Genomic DNA, 16,315 nt, shown 5'->3' on the forward strand with positions numbered 1-16,315 from the left:
CCGTTCTATGCTCCGGGCCATGGACATCAACGGAGCAAGTGCCATCGTCACGGGCGGCGCGTCGGGCATCGGTGCCGCGGCCGCGCGCCAGCTCGCCGCCAAGGGCGCGATCGTCGTGGTCGCCGACCTCCAGGCGGACAAGGGTGAAGCCCTCGCCGAGGAGATCGGCGGCGTCTTCGCTCAGGTCGACGTGACCGACACCGACCAGATCAAGGCCGCGGTCGACGCCGCCGCCGCGATCGCGCCGCTGCGCGCGGTCGTCAACTCGGCCGGCATCGGCTGGGCCCAGCGGACCATCGGCCGCGACGGCGAGTACGACTCGGCGCACGACCTCGACGCGTTCCGCAAGGTGATCGCGATCAACCTGATCGGCACTTTCGACATGACCCGCCTCGCGGCGACGGCGATGAGCCGCAACGAGCCCGACGCCGACGGCTGCCGCGGCGCCATCGTCAACCTGGCCTCGGTCGCCGCGTTCGACGGCCAGATCGGGCAGGCGTCCTACTCCGCCTCCAAGGGCGGCGTCGTGGGCATGACCCTCCCGGTCGCGCGCGACCTGTCCGCCTCCGGCATCCGCCTCAACACGGTCGCCCCCGGCCTGATCGACACCCCGATCTACGGCGAGGGCCCGGACTCCGACGCGTTCAAGGCCAACCTCGGCTCCAACGTGCTCTTCCCGAAGCGCCTCGGCGTCCCGGACGAGCTCGCCAGCATGGTCGTCGAGTGCATCACCAACAGCTACATGAACGCCGAGGTGATCCGCGTCGACGGCGGCATCCGGATGCCCCCGAAGTAGACCCGGCTCAGACCCGCCGGCCCATCCGGGCCAGCAGCTTCGTCTGCCGGTCGGCGTCCTCGGGTACGTCGACCGGCCGATGGAAGACACCGTCGTCGTACGCGTGGTCGCCGAAGCCCACGAACGCGGCGTCCATCGCGTCCAGGTCGGCGTCGGTGAACGTGGTCGGCCGTCCGTTGGACGACCCGAGGTCCCAGCCGTGCACGACCAGGTCGAAGCCGTAGAACGCGTCGAGCGTCGCGCCGATCGTCGTACGACCGAAGAAGCCGTCGTACTCACGGGACCGGAGGTCGTCGGTCACCGCCGGTCGTACGGCGGCCAGGTGCGCCGCCCACACGTCTGCCGGCGATCCCGTCGGCCGCTCGCCCAGGTCGACGTCGTGGCCCTCGAGGAACTGGCGCTCGGTGTCGACGACGTGGTCGACGACGTCCGCCGCCGTCCAGTCCTCGCACGGGCTGGCGGCGGACCAGTCGGTGGTCGCGGAGACGGTGTCGGTTAAGCGGTCGGCGGCTTCGTCGAAGAAGGTCATACGCCCACGATCGCGTTTCGCGGTCGGTGGTTCTTGAAAGAATCCGACACATGGAGACGCCGCGCGAGATCGACCCGACGGAGCGCGCGCACCTGCTCGACGAGGCGGGCTACACGCCGCCGATCCACCGCTACGCACCGAGCCCGGAGCTCACGGACGTCGTGCGCCGCTACTGGATGCCGGTCTGGTCGCTGCCCGACGGGACGTCCTCGGTGCAGCGGGTGCTGCAGTACCCCGTCTGCCTGGTCGTCGTGTCGGACGACTACGCCCTGCTCGTCGGGCCCACCAGCGGCCTGTCGACCCAGCAGCTCTCGGGGTCGGGCTGGGCGCTCGGCACGATGCTGCAGCCGGCGGCCGGGATCGCGATCCTCGGCGAGCCGGTGGGCAACCTGACCGACCGAGCCGTCCCGCTGAGTGGTTCGGGTCTGGGCGACACCGCGCTCGAGGAGCGGATCCGCGAGGCCGTCGACGACCGGCCCGACGACCCGGACCGTCGCGCGCTCGCGGTGACCGCCGTCGAGGAGAGCCTCGCCCGGCTGCTGCCGGTCGACGAGGAGGGCCTGCTCGTCAACGCCGTCGTCGAGTACGTCGAGGGCGACCCGGAGGTGCACCGGGTCGGTCAGGTCTGCGACAAGTTCGCGATCACCGAGCGCACCCTGCAACGCCTGACCGCGCGCCGCATCGGCCTGTCCCCGAAGTGGCTGATCCAGCGCCGCCGCCTGCACGAGGCCGCCGAACGGCTCGCCGGCACGGAGCGGCCCGACCTGGCGCGCGTCGCCGCCGACCTCGGGTACGCCGACCAGGCGCACTTCGGCCGCGACTTCCGCTCGGTCACCGGGCTGACGCCGGGGGAGTTCGCGGCCCAACCACACTGATCCACCCTGCTGATCACTGAGCGTTGACCGACACGTCACGTCGCCGTACCTGTCCCGTCGGACGGCCTCGCCAGCGTCGTGGCCATGGTCCTCCTCGGGAGACGAACCGCCCTGCTGGCCGGGGTGGCCATCGGGGGAACGCCGGGGCTGATCGCCGCCGGCCTGCGTGGCGCACCACCCAGCCTGGCGCGGGACCGGGTCGAGCTGACCTCCGGTGCCAGGTCCGGCGAGGTGACGACCGGCTCGGCCGTGCTGTGGGGGCGCGCCTCGGGCGACGGCCGGCTCTCGGTGCGCCTGTCCAGCAACGGCCGCGTGCTCCGCGAGGTCACCGGCGCCTGGGCCGACGAGCGCACCGACCACACCGCGCGCCTGATCCTCGAAGGCCTCGCGCCGGGCCGGCAGTACGACGCCGACCTGTCCTTCACCTCGCCCGACGGCGCGTCCGGCCGGACGGAGCGGGTCACGTTCGCCACCGCCGCGATCCAGCCCGCGGCCCAGACGTTCGTCTGGTCGGGGGACACGTGCGGCCAGGGCTGGGGGATCAACCCGGACGTCGGCGGCCTGACGACGTACCGCGCGATCCTCGACACCCGCCCCGACTTCCTCATCCACTCGGGCGACACCATCTACGCCGACTGCGAGATCTACGAGACGCAGACCGAGGAGGACACCGGCGGCACCTGGCGCAACGTCGTCGAGTACGGCGTCGACAAGGTCGCCGAGACGCTGACGGAGTTCCGCGGGCGGCACCGCTACCCGCTGCTCGACGCGCACGTGCGGGCGCTGTACGCCGAGGTGCCGACCATCAGCCAGTGGGACGACCACGAGACCTGCAACAACTGGTACCCGGGCGAGGTCATCGACGACGACCGCTACACCGAGCGCCGGTGCGACGTGCTGTCCGCGCGCGGGCGCCGGGCGTGGCAGGAGTACCAGCCGGTGCCGGTGCGCCAGCTCGTCGACCGCGGCGGCGACGGGTTCGCGTCCGGGAGGATCTACCGCAGGGTCCCGAGGGGCCCGCACCTCGACGTCTTCTGCCTCGACATGCGCTCCTACCGCGGGCCCAACCCGACCTCGGCCGAGGCGGACCAGCCCGGCCTGCTCGGGCTTGAGCAGGAGCGCTGGCTGGTCGAGCAGGTCACGGCGTCGACGGCGACCTGGAAGGTGATCTCCGCGGACCTGCCGCTCTCGGCGCCGTCCAACCACACCGACGACCTGGACAGCTACCCCAACTACGACCCCGGCCAGCCGAGCGGCCGCGAGCCCGAGCTGGCGCGGGTCCTGGCCGCCTTCAAGCGCAACGGGGTCCGCAACGTCGTCTGGGTCACCGCGGACGTCCACTACACGGCGGCGCACCACTACAGCCCCGAGCGGGCGGCGTTCACCGACTTCGACCCCTTCTGGGAGTTCGTCTCGGGACCGATGGCGGCGGGCACGTTCGCCACCAAGGACGGCGTCCTCGACGGCACCTTCGGCCCGGAGATCCACTACTCCCGGGGCAACGAGACCGACGCGTGGAGCCAGTCACCGCGCGCCGGCAACCAGTTCTTCGGCCACGTTGCGATCGCCGTCGACGGCCTGCTCACCGTGACCCTGTACGACGGGTCAGGGACGGCGCTCTGGACCCAGGACCTGGAGCCGGAGCCGCTCAGGTCGTGAGCTCGACGACGACGTCGGCCCGATCGGCGGCGGCCTCGACGAGCCGCGCGTTCGCCTCGTCGACCCGGGTCACCCAGGCCCGTGCCTCGTCCGGCGTCTTGCCGAACTCGACGTGCCGGGCGACCAGCCGCTCGCGGCGTACGTCGTCGTCGACGTGCAGGTGCCACACCACGTCGAGCTGCGCGCGTACGCCGCGCCAGCGTGCCGCGTCGAGCAGCAGGTAGTTGCCCTCGGTCACGACGGTCCCCGTCGCTGGGACCGCGATCGCGCCGGCGATGGGCTGCTCCAGGTCGCGCTCGAACATCGGCGCCACCACGTCGGCCTCCTCGGCCCGCACCCGCGCCAGGAGCGCCGCGTAGCCCTCGGCGTCGAAGGTCTCCGGGGCACCCTTGCGGTCGCGCAGGCCGCGCCGTACGAGCTCCACGTCGGCGTAGTGGAAGCCGTCCATCGGCACCACCGGGCTCCCCAGATCAAGGGCGAGGGACGCCGCGACCGTCGTCTTCCCCACCCCTGGCGCGCCCGTGATGCCGAGCAGACGGACGCCGGGCGGCACCTCGGGAATCATGTGCCGAAGGTTAAGCGTTGGTACGGACAGATGACTGAAACGTACGCTGAACCAGTAATGACCAACGCACACGAGATCGATCCCGCCTTCAACCTCGACACCGAGCTCGAGGACACCGACGACTGGGACGACGACGACTTCGAATCGGGCTACTCCGGGGCGGACCCGGAGGAGGACCCGACGACGGGCGCCATGGAGCTCGCCGAGCGGCACCAGCTCCGGCGGGTCGCCGGCCTGCGCACCGAGCTCGAGGACATCACCGAGGTCGAGTACCGCCAGCTCCGTCTGGAGCGGGTCGTGCTCGTCGGCGTCTGGACCGAGGGCACCACCGAGGACGCCGAGAACTCGATGGCCGAGCTCGCGCTGCTCGCCGAGACCGCCGGCTCGGAGGTGCTCGAGGCGATCTACCAGCGTCGCCAGAGCCCCGACCCGGCCACGTACGTCGGCCGCGGCAAGGTCGAGGGGATCGCGGAGATCGTCCAGGCGACCGGCGCCGACACGGTCATCTGCGACGGCGAGCTCGCGCCGAGCCAGCTCAGGAACCTCGAGGACAAGCTGAAGGTCAAGGTCGTCGACCGGACCGCCCTGATCCTCGACATCTTCGCCCAGCACGCCAAGTCCGGCGAGGCCCAGGCGCAGACCGAGCTGGCCCAGCTCAACTACATGAAGCAGCGTCTGCGCGGCTGGGGTGGCAACCTCTCCCGCCAGGCCGGTGGCCGGGTCGCCGGCGGTGCCGGCATCGGCAGCCGTGGTCCCGGTGAGACCAAGATCGAGAACGACCGGCGCCGCATCAACACCAAGATCGCCAAGCTCCGTCGCGACCTGCGCGAGATGAAGGGCACCCGCGACACCAAGCGCCAGGAGCGCCAGCGCAACCACATCCCGAGCGTGACGATCGCCGGCTACACCAACGCCGGCAAGTCGACGCTGCTCAACCGGCTGACCGGCGCCGGCGTGCTGGTCGAGGACGCGCTGTTCGCGACGCTCGACCCGACCACCCGGCGTACGACGACCGCCGACGGCCGGGTCTACACGATGAGCGACACCGTGGGCTTCGTGCGGCACCTGCCGCACCAGCTCGTCGAGGCGTTCCGCAGCACCCTGGAGGAGGTCGCCGAGTCCGACCTCGTCCTGCACGTCGTCGACGGCTCGCACCCCGACCCCGAGGGCCAGATCGCCGCCGTGCGGGAGGTCTTCGCCGAGATCGGTGCCACGAAGGTGCCCGAGCTCATCGTCATCAACAAGGGTGACCTCGCCGATCCGATGGTGCTGGCGCGGCTCCAGCGCAACGAGCCGCACTCGGTCGTCGTGTCCGCCAAGACCGGCGAGGGCATCGCCGACGCGCTGGCGCAGATCGAGGGCGAGCTGCCCCGGCCGGGCGTGGAGTTCAAGGCGCTGCTGCCCTACGAACGCGGCGACCTGATCAACCGCCTGCACCAGCAGGGCGAGATCGCCTCGATGGAGCACACCGGCGACGGCACCATCGTGGTCGGCCGCGCGAACGCCGACCTGGCGGGCGAGCTCGCGGCCTACGCCGTCTGACCCACGACGAAGTCGCGGAATCGGACGGCCGCGGGGGAGAGCTCGCGGTCGGTCCGCCAGACCAGGCCGATCGAGCGCCGCACGCTCGCCCCGGCGATCGTGATGCCGACGGTTCCGGATGCGCCGGCGAAGTGCTCGGGCACGATCGCCACGCCGAGGCCCGCGGCCACCAGGCCCTCGATCGTCGCGAGGTCCTGGCTCTCGAACGAGATCGTCGGAGCGATGCCGGCCGTGCGCAGGAGGTCGTCCACGAGCTGGCGGTAGCCGAAGCCGGGCGGGATGCTCACCAGCTCCTCGTCGGCGAGGTCGCTGAGCGCGACGCGCTTGCGGCCGGCGAGCCGGTGACCGGCGGGCACCACGAGCACCTCCCGCTCGTCGAGGAGCGGTGCCCAGCCGCGGCCGTCCTGCCGGGTGGTGATCGCGAGGTCGGCGGCACCGGAGGCCAGGTCGTCGACGATCTCGCGGGACGGCTCCTGTCGCAGCACCAGGCGCACCCGCGGAGCGACCCGGTGGAAGTCGCGCAGCAGCCTCGGCACGAGCAGGCCGGCCATCGAGTCGAGGAAGGCCAGCCGCACGACCCCGGTGTCGGGGTCGAGCATGGTCGCGAGGTCGTCCACCAGCTGGGTGTGCCGAGCGTCGAGGTCGCGGGCCGCGGCGACGACGAGCTCGCCTGCCGGGGTGACCCGCACGCCGTCGGGCACCCGTTCGAACACGCGAGCCCCGAGCTCCGACTCGACGCGCGCGATCGCCCGGGACAGCGTCGGTTGGGGGATGCCGATCACCGCCGCCGCGTCGGTCACGTGCTCGAGGTCGGCGACGGTGACGAGCCAACCGAGGTCACGAAGCATCATGCATGAATCGTATGACGATTCTGCTCTGATGACATTGGAAGTATGACGACGAGCGCGGCAGAGTCGACGGCGTGGAGATCGAGGGACACCGGCCGGGGAGTGCCGACTACCGCCGCGTCGTCGCCGCGCTCTTCGTCGCCGGGCTGGCGACGTTCGCGCTGCTCTACAGCACCCAGGCCCTGCTGCCGCAGCTCTCCGCGGACTTCGGCGTCTCCACGTCGGCCAGCACGCTGACCCTCTCGCTCACGACCCTCGGGCTCGGCTTCGCCCTGCTGGTGGCGGGCCCGACCTCGGAGCTGGTCGGCCGGACCCGGCTCATCCACGGCTCGCTGATCGCCTCCGCGCTGGTCGCCGTCGCCTCGTCCGTCGCACCGACCTGGTCGAGCATGCTCGTGCTGCGGTGCCTGGAGGGGGTGGCGCTGGCAGGACTCCCGGCCGTGGCCACGGCGTACCTCCGCGAGGAGCTGCACGTCTCGGCGCACGCCCGCGCGGCCGGCCTCTACATCGGCGGAACGGCGCTGGGCGGGATGTCCGGGCGGCTGCTGACCGGCGCGGTCGGCGAGCTGGCCGGCTGGCGCTGGGCGCTGGCGGCATCCGGGCTGCTCGCGCTGGCGTGCGCGGCCATGGTGCGCCTCCTGCTGCCGCCGTCAGCACACTTCGTGCCGTCGCCGCCCGGTCTCCGGCAGGTGCTGCACCGCGCCGCGCGGGCGGTCGCCGACCCGGCCCTGCTGGCGCTCTACGGCATCGGCGGCTGCTCGATGGGCATGCTGGTCGCTGTCTTCAACACGCTCGGCTTCCGGCTCGAGGCCGCGCCGTTCCACCTCGGCCTGGGGGCCGCGAGCCTGGTCTTCCTCGTGTACCCGCTCGGCACCGTCAGCTCCGCGGTCTCCGGGCGGATGGCCGACCGGCTCGGACGTCGCGCAGTGCTGCCGTTCGGCTGCGTCCTGGCGCTCGCCGGGCTGCTGCTCACGCTCTCCCACTCGCTGACCGCGATCGTGGTCGGCCTCGGGCTGCTGGTGGCCGGCTTCTTCGTCGTGCACGGCATCGCGAGCGGCTGGGTGCCGGCGCGCGCCCACGCCGGGGGCGTCTCGGCGGCGCAGGCGGCGTCGCTCTACCTCTTCGCCTACTACCTGGGCTCCTCGGTCTTCGGCAGCATCGCCGGACCCGCGTGGACCGGCGCCGGGTGGTCGGGCGTCGTCGCGCTCGCGACCGTCCTGCTCGCCGTCACCGCCCTGCTGGCCGCCGTGCTTCGTCGTACGCCGGTGCTGGTGCCCGCTAGAGACCCGCGAGCCGCTTGAGGTCGGCCAGGATCTCGTCCAGCCTCGCGACCAGCGACAGGTGGCCCTCGTCCTCGAAGAGGTGCGCCTGCGTGCCGGGCACGTGCGCCGCGAGCCACTCGCCGTGCTCGAACGGCACCATCGCGTCCTGGCGGCCCTGCCAGATCGCGGTGGGCACCCGGATGTCGCCGAGCTCGAAGCCCCACGGGTGCACGGCCGCGATGCCGTCGTCGCGGACGCCGATCGCACCCTGGGCGGCGGCGCGGTTGAAGGTCCGGCTCATCCAGTCGGCGAACTCGTCGGTCACCACGGCCTTGTCGACCGGGGTGACCAGGCCGCCCAGCGCGCCGGCCATGTCCTCGGGCGACGCGTTCATCATCGGCAGCAGGTGCTCCTCGACGAAGGGACCGTAGACCTCCGGGCCCTGCTCCGCCGCGTGGTACTCGGCGTGGTTCTCCTCGGCCATGCCGGCGAACCAGTCCAGGTCGTCGGCGGTGTACGGCGCGACGCCGGCCAACGACGCCGCGGCCCGGCACCGGTCCGGCAGCAGGGCCGCGCACGCCAGCGCCCGGGGGCCGCCGCCCGACCAGCCGAGGGTGACGAACTCGCCGATGCCCAGGTGGTCCAGCACCGCGACCGACTCGACCACGTCGTCGGCGTACCGACCCGGCGCGGGTCGCGGCGTCGAGGCGCCGTACCCGGGCCGGGAGAAGGTCACGTGCCGGAGACCGGCGCCGGCGATCTGGGCATCGAGGGTCGCGGACGGGGCCACCGCCGAGGGCGAGCCGTTGTGGAAGAGGAGCGGGAAGCCGTCCGGGTCGCCGCCGGTGAGCACCTCGAGGGTGCGGCCGTCGGGTCCGGGGATCTCGAAGACGTCGGGCACGAACCCCACAAGATCACGATTCGGTAGACGGAGCGGGTTTTCTGCGTCATTCCGGAACATCTGGCGCGTCTTTTCGCTGAGTCTTGTGGTGGAGCACTCGGGGAGCGGGAAGAAGCGCATGATCTGGTCGGTACGACGTCCGTGGGTGACGGGCGCGCTCGTGGTCGTGGTGCTGGCGACGGCACTGACCATCGCCGTCGGCGTGCGCGCCCAGAGTGCCGACGTGACCCGCTGCGAGCGGTTCGCCGCCGACTCCCGGGAGCGCGCGGCCACGGTGACCGGCTCGGGCCAGCGCGTCGTCGTCATCGGGGACTCGTGGTCCGCCGGCCTCGGGCTGGACCGGTCGGCCGGCTCCTGGCCGTCCCGTCTCGGCGGTGCCGTCCACGTCGCCGGCTTCTCCGGCTCCGGCTTCAGCGCCGGCGCCAGCCCCTGCGGCCGCGTCTCGTTCGCCGACCGGGCTCCCCGCGCGCTGCGCGGCGGGGCCGACCTGGTCGTCGTCGAGGGCGGACTCAACGACTACGACCAGCCCGACGCCGACATCCGGGCCGGCTTCGCCCGCCTGGTGCGCGAGCTGCGCGGCCAGCGCGTCGTCGTCGTCGGCCCCGCGACCGCGCCGTCCCGCGCCGCCGCAGTGCCGCACATCGACGCGCTCCTCGCCTCGCTCGCGGCCCGCTACGACCTCGCGTACGTCAGCACGACCGGCCTCGACCTGCCCTACCTCCCCGACCGCCTGCACCTCACCCCGGCCGGCCACGTCGAGTTCGGCGACTACGTCGCCGGTCGGATCGGCGACCTCCTCGGCTGACGGCGTCCGCCGCCGGGCTGTGGACACGCGTGGGAGACTCCCCGCGTGCGTCATTCCCTGGCGGGCCGTGCCGAGAACGCGATGCAGGCCCGGATCCTCGCCCAGCTCCGTGACGAGGGGCCGCTGTCCAAGGCCCAGCTCGCGGATCGTCTGCTCGTGTCGCGTACGACGGTGTCGGCCGAGGTCGTGCGCCTCGCCGAGCTCGGGCTCGCCCAGGAGGCGGGGCCGGCGGCCTCGCGCGGCGGGCGGCGCTCCACGCTCGTCGACCTCTCGCCCGACATCCGGTTCGTCGGCATCTCGATCGGGGCCACGGGCATGTCCGTCGGGGTCACCGACGGTCGGCTCACGGTGCTGGCGACCCGGGACAGTGCGAGCGACATCCGCCAGGGACCCGAGGTCGTCCTCGCCGCGGCCCTCAGGCTGGTGCGCGAGGTGCTGGACGAGGTCGGAGTTGAGCAGGTGATGGGCGCCGGCATCGGCGTGCCCGGCCCGGTCGACTTCAACCGGGGCGTCTCGGTGTCGCCGCCGATCATGCCGGGCTGGGACGGCTACCCGGTCCGCGACGCCGTCTCCCGCGAGCTCGGCTGCCCGGTGGTCCTCGACAACGACGTGAACGTGCTCGCCGTGGGGGAGCAGCACGCGGGCGTCGCCAAGGGCGCCCAGGACTTCCTCTTCGTGAAGATCGGCACCGGCATCGGCTGCGGCATCGTCATCGACGGCGAGCTCTACCGCGGGGTCAACGGCTGCGCCGGCGACATCGGCCACATCCGGGTCGAGGACTTCGGTCCGACCTGTGCCTGCGGCAACACCGGCTGCCTCGAGGCCTTCTCCGGAGGGGCGGCGCTGGCCCGGGACGCCGTGACGGCCGCCCGCAGCGGCCGGTCCCCGGCGCTCGCGACCCTCCTGGCCGAGAAGGGCGAGCTCACCGCCGCCGACGTCGGCCTCGCCGTCTCCCAGGGTGATGCCCAGGCGGTCCAGCTGATCCGCGAGAGCGGGCGGCACATCGGCCAGGTGCTCGCCGGGCTCGTGTCGTTCTTCAACCCGGGCCTGATCGTCATCGGCGGCCGCGTCACCGGGCTGGGGCACGCGCTGCTCGCCGAGATCCGCGGCGTCACCTACCGGCGGAGCCTGCCGCTGGCCACCGGCAACCTGCCCATCGTGCTCAGCGAGCTCGGCGACGAGGGCGGCGTGATCGGCGCGGCCCGGATGATCAGCGCGTCGGTGTACGCCCCTTAGAGCGTCATCTCAGCACGGACTTTCGAAGGTTACTTTGCAAAGTTTGTGCAGCACTTTGAGATCTTTCGCCTGAAACGCTTGCATCGACCCGTCTGCGCCCCCTACTTTGTGCGGCATCTCAACAAATGAGTGACCGCTGTCACAAGGGCTGCGGCGCTCGTCGAGGGTGGGGAGGTCGCCGGTGCGTAGCGACAAGCTCTCCCTCGTCCTGCGCCAGCTGCGCGACCACGGCCCGCGGTCCCGCGCCCGGCTCGCGACCGAGCTCGGCCTGACCCGCTCGGCCGCCTCGGCACTGGTCGCCGAGCTCGCCGACCTGGGCCTCGTCCGAGCGGCCGGCGTCGAGCGTGGCGGCATGGGCCGCCCGGGCACCTCGGTCGAGCTCGACGGTGCCGCGGTCTGCGGCATCGGGGCCGAGATCAACGTCAACCACGTCTCCGCCATCGCCCTCGACCTGGCCGGCCACGTCGTCGCCGAGCACCGGCTCGCCCTCGACGCCCACCGGCTGGCCGTCGACGAGGTGCTCGACCGCCTGGTCGAGCTGATCCGGCTCGCCGAGGCCGACGTCGTCGCCCACGGCGCCGTGCCCGTCGGCGTCACCGTCGGGGTGGCCGGGCTCCTCGACCGCTCGCGCGAGCTGCTGACCGTCGGGCCCAACCTGGGGTGGCGCGACGTCCCCGTGGGCTCAGAGCTGCGCGCCCGCCTCGGCGCGGCGTACCCGGTCTCCATCGAGAACGAGGGCAACCTCGCCGCGATCGCGGAGGCCGTGCCCGGCGACCCCAACCGCCAGGACATCCTGGTGATCTTCGGTGAGGTCGGCGTCGGCGGCGGCATCGTCGCGGGCGGCCGGCTGCTGCGCGGCCACCAGGGGTACGCCGGGGAGTTCGGCCACATGATCGTCGAGCCGGGCGGCCGTCGCTGCGGCTGCGGGCGGATCGGCTGCTGGGAGACCGTGAGCGGCCTGCGCGCCCTCCTCGACGCGGCCGCCGACCCCGACGACCCCGTGCGCGACCCCGCGCTCTCGCTCGACGACCGGCTCGCCGAGCTCAACCGTCGCGCCGACCTCGGCGACACCCGCACGATCGCCGCGCTGGACCGGGTCGGCAACTGGATCGGCATCGGCGCCGCGATGCTCACCAACGCGCTCAACCCGTCGGCGATCGTGCTCAGCGGCTACTTCGCCGAGATCGGTCACCACCTGCGGCCCTCGATCGAGGAGCACCTGGTCGCCGGGGTCCTCGCGCCGCAGGCCGGCGGCACCCGCGTCGAGTTCTCGACGCTCGGCTTCACCGCCGCCGTCCGAGGCGGCGCGGCCGTGGCCCTCGAGACCGTCTTCGACGACCCCACCGTCGTCGCGTCGCCGCACGCCGCCGTACACCTGGGAGGAGCCCGATGACCACGACCCCGACGCCGCAGCCGTTGCTGCAGATGACCGGGATCATCAAGGAGTTCCCGGGGGTCCGGGCGCTCGATGGCGTCGACCTCGACGTACGCGCCGGTGAGGTGCACTGCCTCCTCGGCCAGAACGGCGCCGGCAAGTCGACGCTGATCAAGGTGCTCTCCGGCTTCCACCAGCCGGACGAGGGCACGATCACCTGGGACGGGCAGGAGACCGCCTTCTCGACGCCCGCCAAGGCCATCGAGCACGGCGTCGCCACGATCTACCAGGAGCTCGACCTGGTGCCGCACCTCGACGTCACCGAGAACGTCTTCCTCGGCCACGAGATCTCGCGCGCCGGCTTCACCCAGCGCGGACGGGCCCACCAGCGCGTCCGGGGGCTGCTCCAGCGGCTCGGGCACCCCGAGATCTCCCCGACCCGCATCGTGGGCGAGCTCTCCCCGGCCAGCCAGCAGATCGTGAGCATGGCCAGAGCGCTCTCGCACGACACCCGCCTGCTGGTCCTCGACGAGCCGTCCGCGGTGCTGGACCAGGAGGGCGTCAAGAACCTCTTCAGGGTCATCCGCGACCTCACCGAGGAGGGCGTCGCGGTCGTCTACATCTCCCACCGGCTCGAGGAGATCCGCGAGATCGGTCACCGCATCACCGTCCTCAAGGACGGCCGCACCGTGTCGACCGGCCTCGCCGTGGCGGACACCCCCACCGCCGAGCTGATCAAGCTGATGACCGGTCGCTCGATCGAGTACGTCTTCCCGCCCCGCACCGAGACGCCGCGCGACAGTCGCGAGCCGGTGCTGGAGGTCCGGGACCTCAGCCTCGCCGGCGTGTTCACGGGAGTCGACCTCACCGTGCGCGCCGGCGAGATCGTCGGGCTCGCCGGGCTCGTGGGAGCGGGCCGCTCCGAGATCATCGAGACGGTGTACGGCGCCCGGCGCGCCTCGTCCGGCGAGGTCCACATCGACGGCAAGCGCGTCCGGCGCGGCTCGGTCACCGCCTCGGTGCGCGCCGGCATGGGTCTCGCGCCCGAGGAGCGCAAGAGCCAGGGCCTGCTGCTCGACGAGGCCGTGTTCAAGAACATCACGGTCTCGTCCATGAGCCGCTTCGCCCGGCTCGGCTTCCTCGACCGGGGCGAGGAGCGCCGGCGCTCCGCCGAGCTCACGGCCAGCCTCGACGTGCGCCCCGACGGCGTGACCCGCGCGGTCCGGACCCTGTCAGGTGGCAACCAGCAGAAGATCGTGCTCGCGCGCTGGCTGCTGCGCGACTGCCGGGTGCTGCTGCTCGACGAGCCCACCCGGGGTGTCGACGTCGGCGCCCGCTCCGAGATCTACCAGCTCATCCGCTCGCTGGCCGACCGCGGCGTCGCCGTCGTCGTCGTCTCCAGCGAGATCGAGGAGGTGCTCGGTCTCGCCGACCGGGTCCTCGTCGTCCGCGAGGGCGAGGTCGTCCACGAGTCGGCAGCCGCCGAGATCGACGAAGCGAAGGTCCTCGACCTCGTCATGGAAGGAAAGGTGCCGGCATGAACACCCCAGGAAGTTCTGCGCTTCCCCCGCTTCGCTCCTCCAGCCCACAACTCCCCGGGGACCCCGCATGAACACCCCAGGAAGTTCTGCGCTTCCCCCGCTTCGCTCCTCCAGCCCACAACTCCCCGGGGACCCCGCATGAGCCAGGACACTGCCCGCGTCGAGCAGGCGGCGCTCGAGACGGACCGGGAGAGCAACCCGGTCGTCGCCCTGATGCGCACCAGCGTCGGCCGCAACGCGGGGCTCGTCGTCGCGCTGCTGCTGATCTGCGTCGTCGGTGCGATCACCGCGGGGGACCGGTTCAGCTCGACCGACAACGCCCTGACGATCCTGCGGCTCGCGGCGACCATCGGTGTCGTCAGCATCGGCATGACCTTCGTGATCATCGGCGGCGGCATCGACCTCTCGGTCGGCGCGATCGTCGCGCTGTCGTCGGTGTGGTGCACCACGGTGTCCACCCAGACCATGGCGGCGGACACCCACTGGTCGGTCATGGTGCTGGTCGCCCTCGGCGTGGGGGCCGGGTGCGGACTGATCAACGGGCTCCTCATCGCCTACGGCAACATCGTGCCGTTCATCATGACGCTCGCGATGCTGGCCAGCGCCCGCGGCCTGGCCGAGATCATCAGCGACAAGAAGACCCAGATCCTCGGCGCGGGCGGCGCCGACGTCAGCGGCTTCAAGGAGTTCTTCAACCGCGAGATCCTGGGCGTCGACGTGCAGATCTGGGTGTTCGTGCTGGTCGCGGCCCTCGGCTGGGTCCTCCTGAACCGCACCACCTTCGGCCGGCGTACGGTCGCCGTCGGCGGCAACCCCGAGGCCGCCCGGCTGGCCGGCATCAACGTGAAGCGGCACACCGTCTACCTCTACGTGCTGGTCGGCGTCTGCGCCGGCATCGCCGCCCTGCTGCTGGTCGCCAAGACCACGACCGGCACCTCGACGCACGGCAACCTCTACGAGCTCGACGCGATCGCCGCAGTCGTCATCGGAGGCACGCTGCTGACCGGGGGCCGCGGCACCATCGTCGGCACCGTGCTCGGCGTCCTGATCTTCCAGACGCTCACGAACATCTTCGTCCTCAACAACCGCTCCTTCTCCGAGCAGCAGCTCTTCAAGGGAGCCATCATCGTCGCCGCCGTGCTCCTGCAGCAGCGGCTGGCGTCTCGGAGCAGCACCTAGCGACACCACCGCACCACCACCACCACCGCACCACCTCACATCCGCATCACACCTCCGCACCACTCAAGGAGCACCACCATGTCCCTGCGGTCCACCACCCTGAGGTCCAGGAAGCGCGTCGCCATCGGCCTGGTCGCCGGCGTTGCGGCACTGTCCCTGGCCGCCTGCACCAGCAACGACTCCGGCGGCGGCGACGACGCAGCCAGCGCCCCGACCACCGCGGCCGCGGCGGGCTCCAACGACGAGTCCGGCGACAAGGTCGTCATCGGCTTCTCCGCGCCGGCCGCCGACCACGGCTGGATGGGCTCGATCACCGAGTCCGCCAAGAAGGAGGCCGCGAAGTACGACGACGTCGAGCTCAAGGTCGCCGACGGCACGAACGACGTGTCCGTCCAGATCAGCCAGGTCGAGACCTTCATCAACGACAAGGTCGACGCGATCGTGCTGCTGCCCTTCGACGGCGCCGCGATGACGCCGGTCGCCCTCAAGGCGATGGCCGCCGGCATCCCGGTGATCAACGTGGACCGCGAGTTCGACGACCCGAACGCCGCGCGCGTCACCGTCCTCGGCGACAACTACGGCATGGGCGTCTCCGCCGGCGCCTACGTCTGCGAGCAGGCCGACGGCAACAAGGACGCCGTCGTCGCCGAGATCGCCGGCATCGACTCGCTGCCGCTGACCCAGGACCGCAGCCGTGGCTTCAAGGACGCGCTGGCCGAGTGTGGCCTGGACGTCGACAACCGCGTCGCCGCCGACTTCACGGTCGAGGGTGGCTCGGACGCTGCCGAGCAGCTCCTCCAGGCCGCTCCCAAGATCGACTACCTCTGGAACCACGACGACGACCAGGGCGTCGGCGTCCTGGCGGCGATCGACAACGCCGGTCGCGACGAGTTCACGATGATCGGCGGCGCCGGCTCGAAGAACGCCATGGAGGCGATCAAGTCCGGTGACAGCGTCCTCAAGGCGACCGTCATCTACCCGTCGACGCAGGCCGCCGACGGCGTCAAGCTCGCTCGCCTGCTGGTCCAGGGCAAGGCCATGAGCGACCTCGTCGAGGTCGAGGTCCCCCGCAAGGTCCAGCTCTACGCGCCGGTCGTGACCGCGGACAACGTCGACCAGTTCATCGGCTCCGCCTTCGAGTCCTGACCGACACCTGCTCACCCCCGGGCCCCTCTCCGTCAGGGCCCGGGGGTGGGCACCCT

General features: G+C 72.1%; 15 protein-coding genes. 11 read left to right on the plus strand and 4 right to left on the minus strand.

Annotated elements, in window-relative coordinates:
* Positions 1-19: 19 nt before the first annotated feature.
* Entirely contained in the window at positions 20-796 is a 777-nt protein-coding gene (locus tag ASC77_RS12020; RefSeq protein WP_056152703.1) for an SDR family NAD(P)-dependent oxidoreductase, read from the plus strand.
* Positions 797-803: 7 nt separating this feature from the next.
* On the opposite strand, the gene ASC77_RS12025 is transcribed toward ASC77_RS12020, so the two are convergent.
* A complete protein-coding gene (locus tag ASC77_RS12025) occupies positions 804-1,325 on the minus strand; it encodes a maleylpyruvate isomerase family mycothiol-dependent enzyme (protein WP_056152706.1) in 522 nt (173 codons plus the stop codon).
* A gap of 50 nt (positions 1,326-1,375) precedes the next feature.
* Between ASC77_RS12025 and ASC77_RS12030 the strand changes: the two genes are divergently transcribed.
* Positions 1,376-2,200: a helix-turn-helix domain-containing protein gene (locus tag ASC77_RS12030; RefSeq protein WP_056152709.1), complete on the plus strand. Its 825-nt coding sequence runs from the start codon at positions 1,376-1,378 to the stop codon at positions 2,198-2,200.
* Between the two features lie 84 nt (positions 2,201-2,284).
* Positions 2,285-3,859 carry an alkaline phosphatase D family protein gene (locus tag ASC77_RS12035; protein WP_082574652.1) on the plus strand — a complete coding sequence of 525 codons (1,575 nt, stop codon included), beginning with the start codon at positions 2,285-2,287 and terminating at the stop codon, positions 3,857-3,859.
* On the opposite strand, the gene ASC77_RS12040 is transcribed toward ASC77_RS12035, so the two are convergent.
* A complete protein-coding gene (locus ASC77_RS12040; protein WP_056152713.1) occupies positions 3,849-4,424 on the minus strand; it encodes a nucleoside/nucleotide kinase family protein in 576 nt (191 codons plus the stop codon). The two genes, ASC77_RS12035 and ASC77_RS12040, sit on opposite strands and share 11 nt — an antisense overlap.
* 57 nt (positions 4,425-4,481) lie before the next feature.
* Here ASC77_RS12040 and hflX point away from each other — a divergent pair, with 57 nt between their 5' ends.
* Complete coding sequence (hflX, locus tag ASC77_RS12045) at positions 4,482-5,966, plus strand: GTPase HflX (protein ID WP_056152717.1); 1,485 nt, start codon at positions 4,482-4,484, stop codon at positions 5,964-5,966.
* On the opposite strand, the gene ASC77_RS12050 is transcribed toward hflX, so the two are convergent.
* Entirely contained in the window at positions 5,954-6,817 is an 864-nt protein-coding gene (locus ASC77_RS12050) for a LysR family transcriptional regulator (protein WP_056152719.1), read from the minus strand. The genes hflX and ASC77_RS12050 overlap by 13 nt on opposite strands.
* A gap of 71 nt (positions 6,818-6,888) precedes the next feature.
* On the opposite strand from ASC77_RS12050, the gene ASC77_RS12055 reads away from it, so the two are divergent.
* Entirely contained in the window at positions 6,889-8,115 is a 1,227-nt protein-coding gene (locus tag ASC77_RS12055) for an MFS transporter (protein ID WP_235547608.1), read from the plus strand.
* On the opposite strand, the gene ASC77_RS12060 is transcribed toward ASC77_RS12055, so the two are convergent.
* Positions 8,093-8,977: an alpha/beta fold hydrolase gene (locus tag ASC77_RS12060; protein ID WP_056154079.1), complete on the minus strand. Its 885-nt coding sequence runs from the start codon at positions 8,975-8,977 to the stop codon at positions 8,093-8,095. The two genes, ASC77_RS12055 and ASC77_RS12060, sit on opposite strands and share 23 nt — an antisense overlap.
* An 88-nt stretch (positions 8,978-9,065) precedes the next feature.
* Between ASC77_RS12060 and ASC77_RS12065 the strand changes: the two genes are divergently transcribed.
* The 6 genes from ASC77_RS12065 to ASC77_RS12090 all read left to right on the plus strand — a co-directional run bounded on the left by ASC77_RS12065 (position 9,066) and on the right by ASC77_RS12090 (position 16,259).
* A complete protein-coding gene (locus ASC77_RS12065) occupies positions 9,066-9,782 on the plus strand; it encodes an SGNH/GDSL hydrolase family protein (protein WP_156391046.1) in 717 nt (238 codons plus the stop codon).
* 45 nt (positions 9,783-9,827) lie between these two features.
* The gene (locus tag ASC77_RS12070) at positions 9,828-11,018 is read left to right on the plus strand and encodes an ROK family transcriptional regulator (protein ID WP_235547610.1); all 1,191 of its coding nucleotides are present in this window, start codon (positions 9,828-9,830) and stop codon (positions 11,016-11,018) included.
* Positions 11,019-11,199: 181 nt separating this feature from the next.
* Positions 11,200-12,411, plus strand: coding sequence for an ROK family transcriptional regulator (locus ASC77_RS12075; protein WP_235547612.1), 1,212 nt, complete (start codon positions 11,200-11,202; stop codon positions 12,409-12,411).
* Positions 12,408-13,934 carry a sugar ABC transporter ATP-binding protein gene (locus ASC77_RS12080; RefSeq protein ID WP_056152734.1) on the plus strand — a complete coding sequence of 509 codons (1,527 nt, stop codon included), beginning with the start codon at positions 12,408-12,410 and terminating at the stop codon, positions 13,932-13,934. Before ASC77_RS12075 ends, ASC77_RS12080 begins: the two co-directional genes overlap by 4 nt.
* A 138-nt stretch (positions 13,935-14,072) precedes the next feature.
* On the plus strand, positions 14,073-15,113 hold the full coding sequence (locus tag ASC77_RS12085) for an ABC transporter permease (protein WP_056152736.1): 1,041 nt from the start codon (positions 14,073-14,075) through the stop codon (positions 15,111-15,113).
* A gap of 78 nt (positions 15,114-15,191) precedes the next feature.
* On the plus strand, positions 15,192-16,259 hold the full coding sequence (locus tag ASC77_RS12090) for a substrate-binding domain-containing protein (protein WP_056152738.1): 1,068 nt from the start codon (positions 15,192-15,194) through the stop codon (positions 16,257-16,259).
* Positions 16,260-16,315: the final 56 nt, after the last annotated feature.

The organism is Nocardioides sp. Root1257 (assembly GCF_001425175.1).
Lineage (GTDB): Bacteria > Actinomycetota > Actinomycetes > Propionibacteriales > Nocardioidaceae > Nocardioides.

Bases quoted from the DNA above. Each gene is read 5' to 3' on its own strand.
- hflX (WP_056152717.1), top strand. From the start codon at position 4,482: ATGACCAACGCACACGAGATCGATCCCGCCTTCAACCTCGACACCGAG.
- ASC77_RS12025 (WP_056152706.1), bottom strand. From the start codon at position 1,325: ATGACCTTCTTCGACGAAGCCGCCGACCGCTTAACCGACACCGTCTCC.
- ASC77_RS12030 (WP_056152709.1), top strand. From the start codon at position 1,376: ATGGAGACGCCGCGCGAGATCGACCCGACGGAGCGCGCGCACCTGCTC.
- ASC77_RS12090 (WP_056152738.1), top strand. From the start codon at position 15,192: ATGTCCCTGCGGTCCACCACCCTGAGGTCCAGGAAGCGCGTCGCCATC.
- ASC77_RS12040 (WP_056152713.1), bottom strand. From the start codon at position 4,424: ATGATTCCCGAGGTGCCGCCCGGCGTCCGTCTGCTCGGCATCACGGGC.
- ASC77_RS12085 (WP_056152736.1), top strand. From the start codon at position 14,073: ATGAGCCAGGACACTGCCCGCGTCGAGCAGGCGGCGCTCGAGACGGAC.
- ASC77_RS12050 (WP_056152719.1), bottom strand. From the start codon at position 6,817: ATGATGCTTCGTGACCTCGGTTGGCTCGTCACCGTCGCCGACCTCGAG.
- ASC77_RS12035 (WP_082574652.1), top strand. From the start codon at position 2,285: ATGGTCCTCCTCGGGAGACGAACCGCCCTGCTGGCCGGGGTGGCCATC.
- ASC77_RS12020 (WP_056152703.1), top strand. From the start codon at position 20: ATGGACATCAACGGAGCAAGTGCCATCGTCACGGGCGGCGCGTCGGGC.
- ASC77_RS12080 (WP_056152734.1), top strand. From the start codon at position 12,408: ATGACCACGACCCCGACGCCGCAGCCGTTGCTGCAGATGACCGGGATC.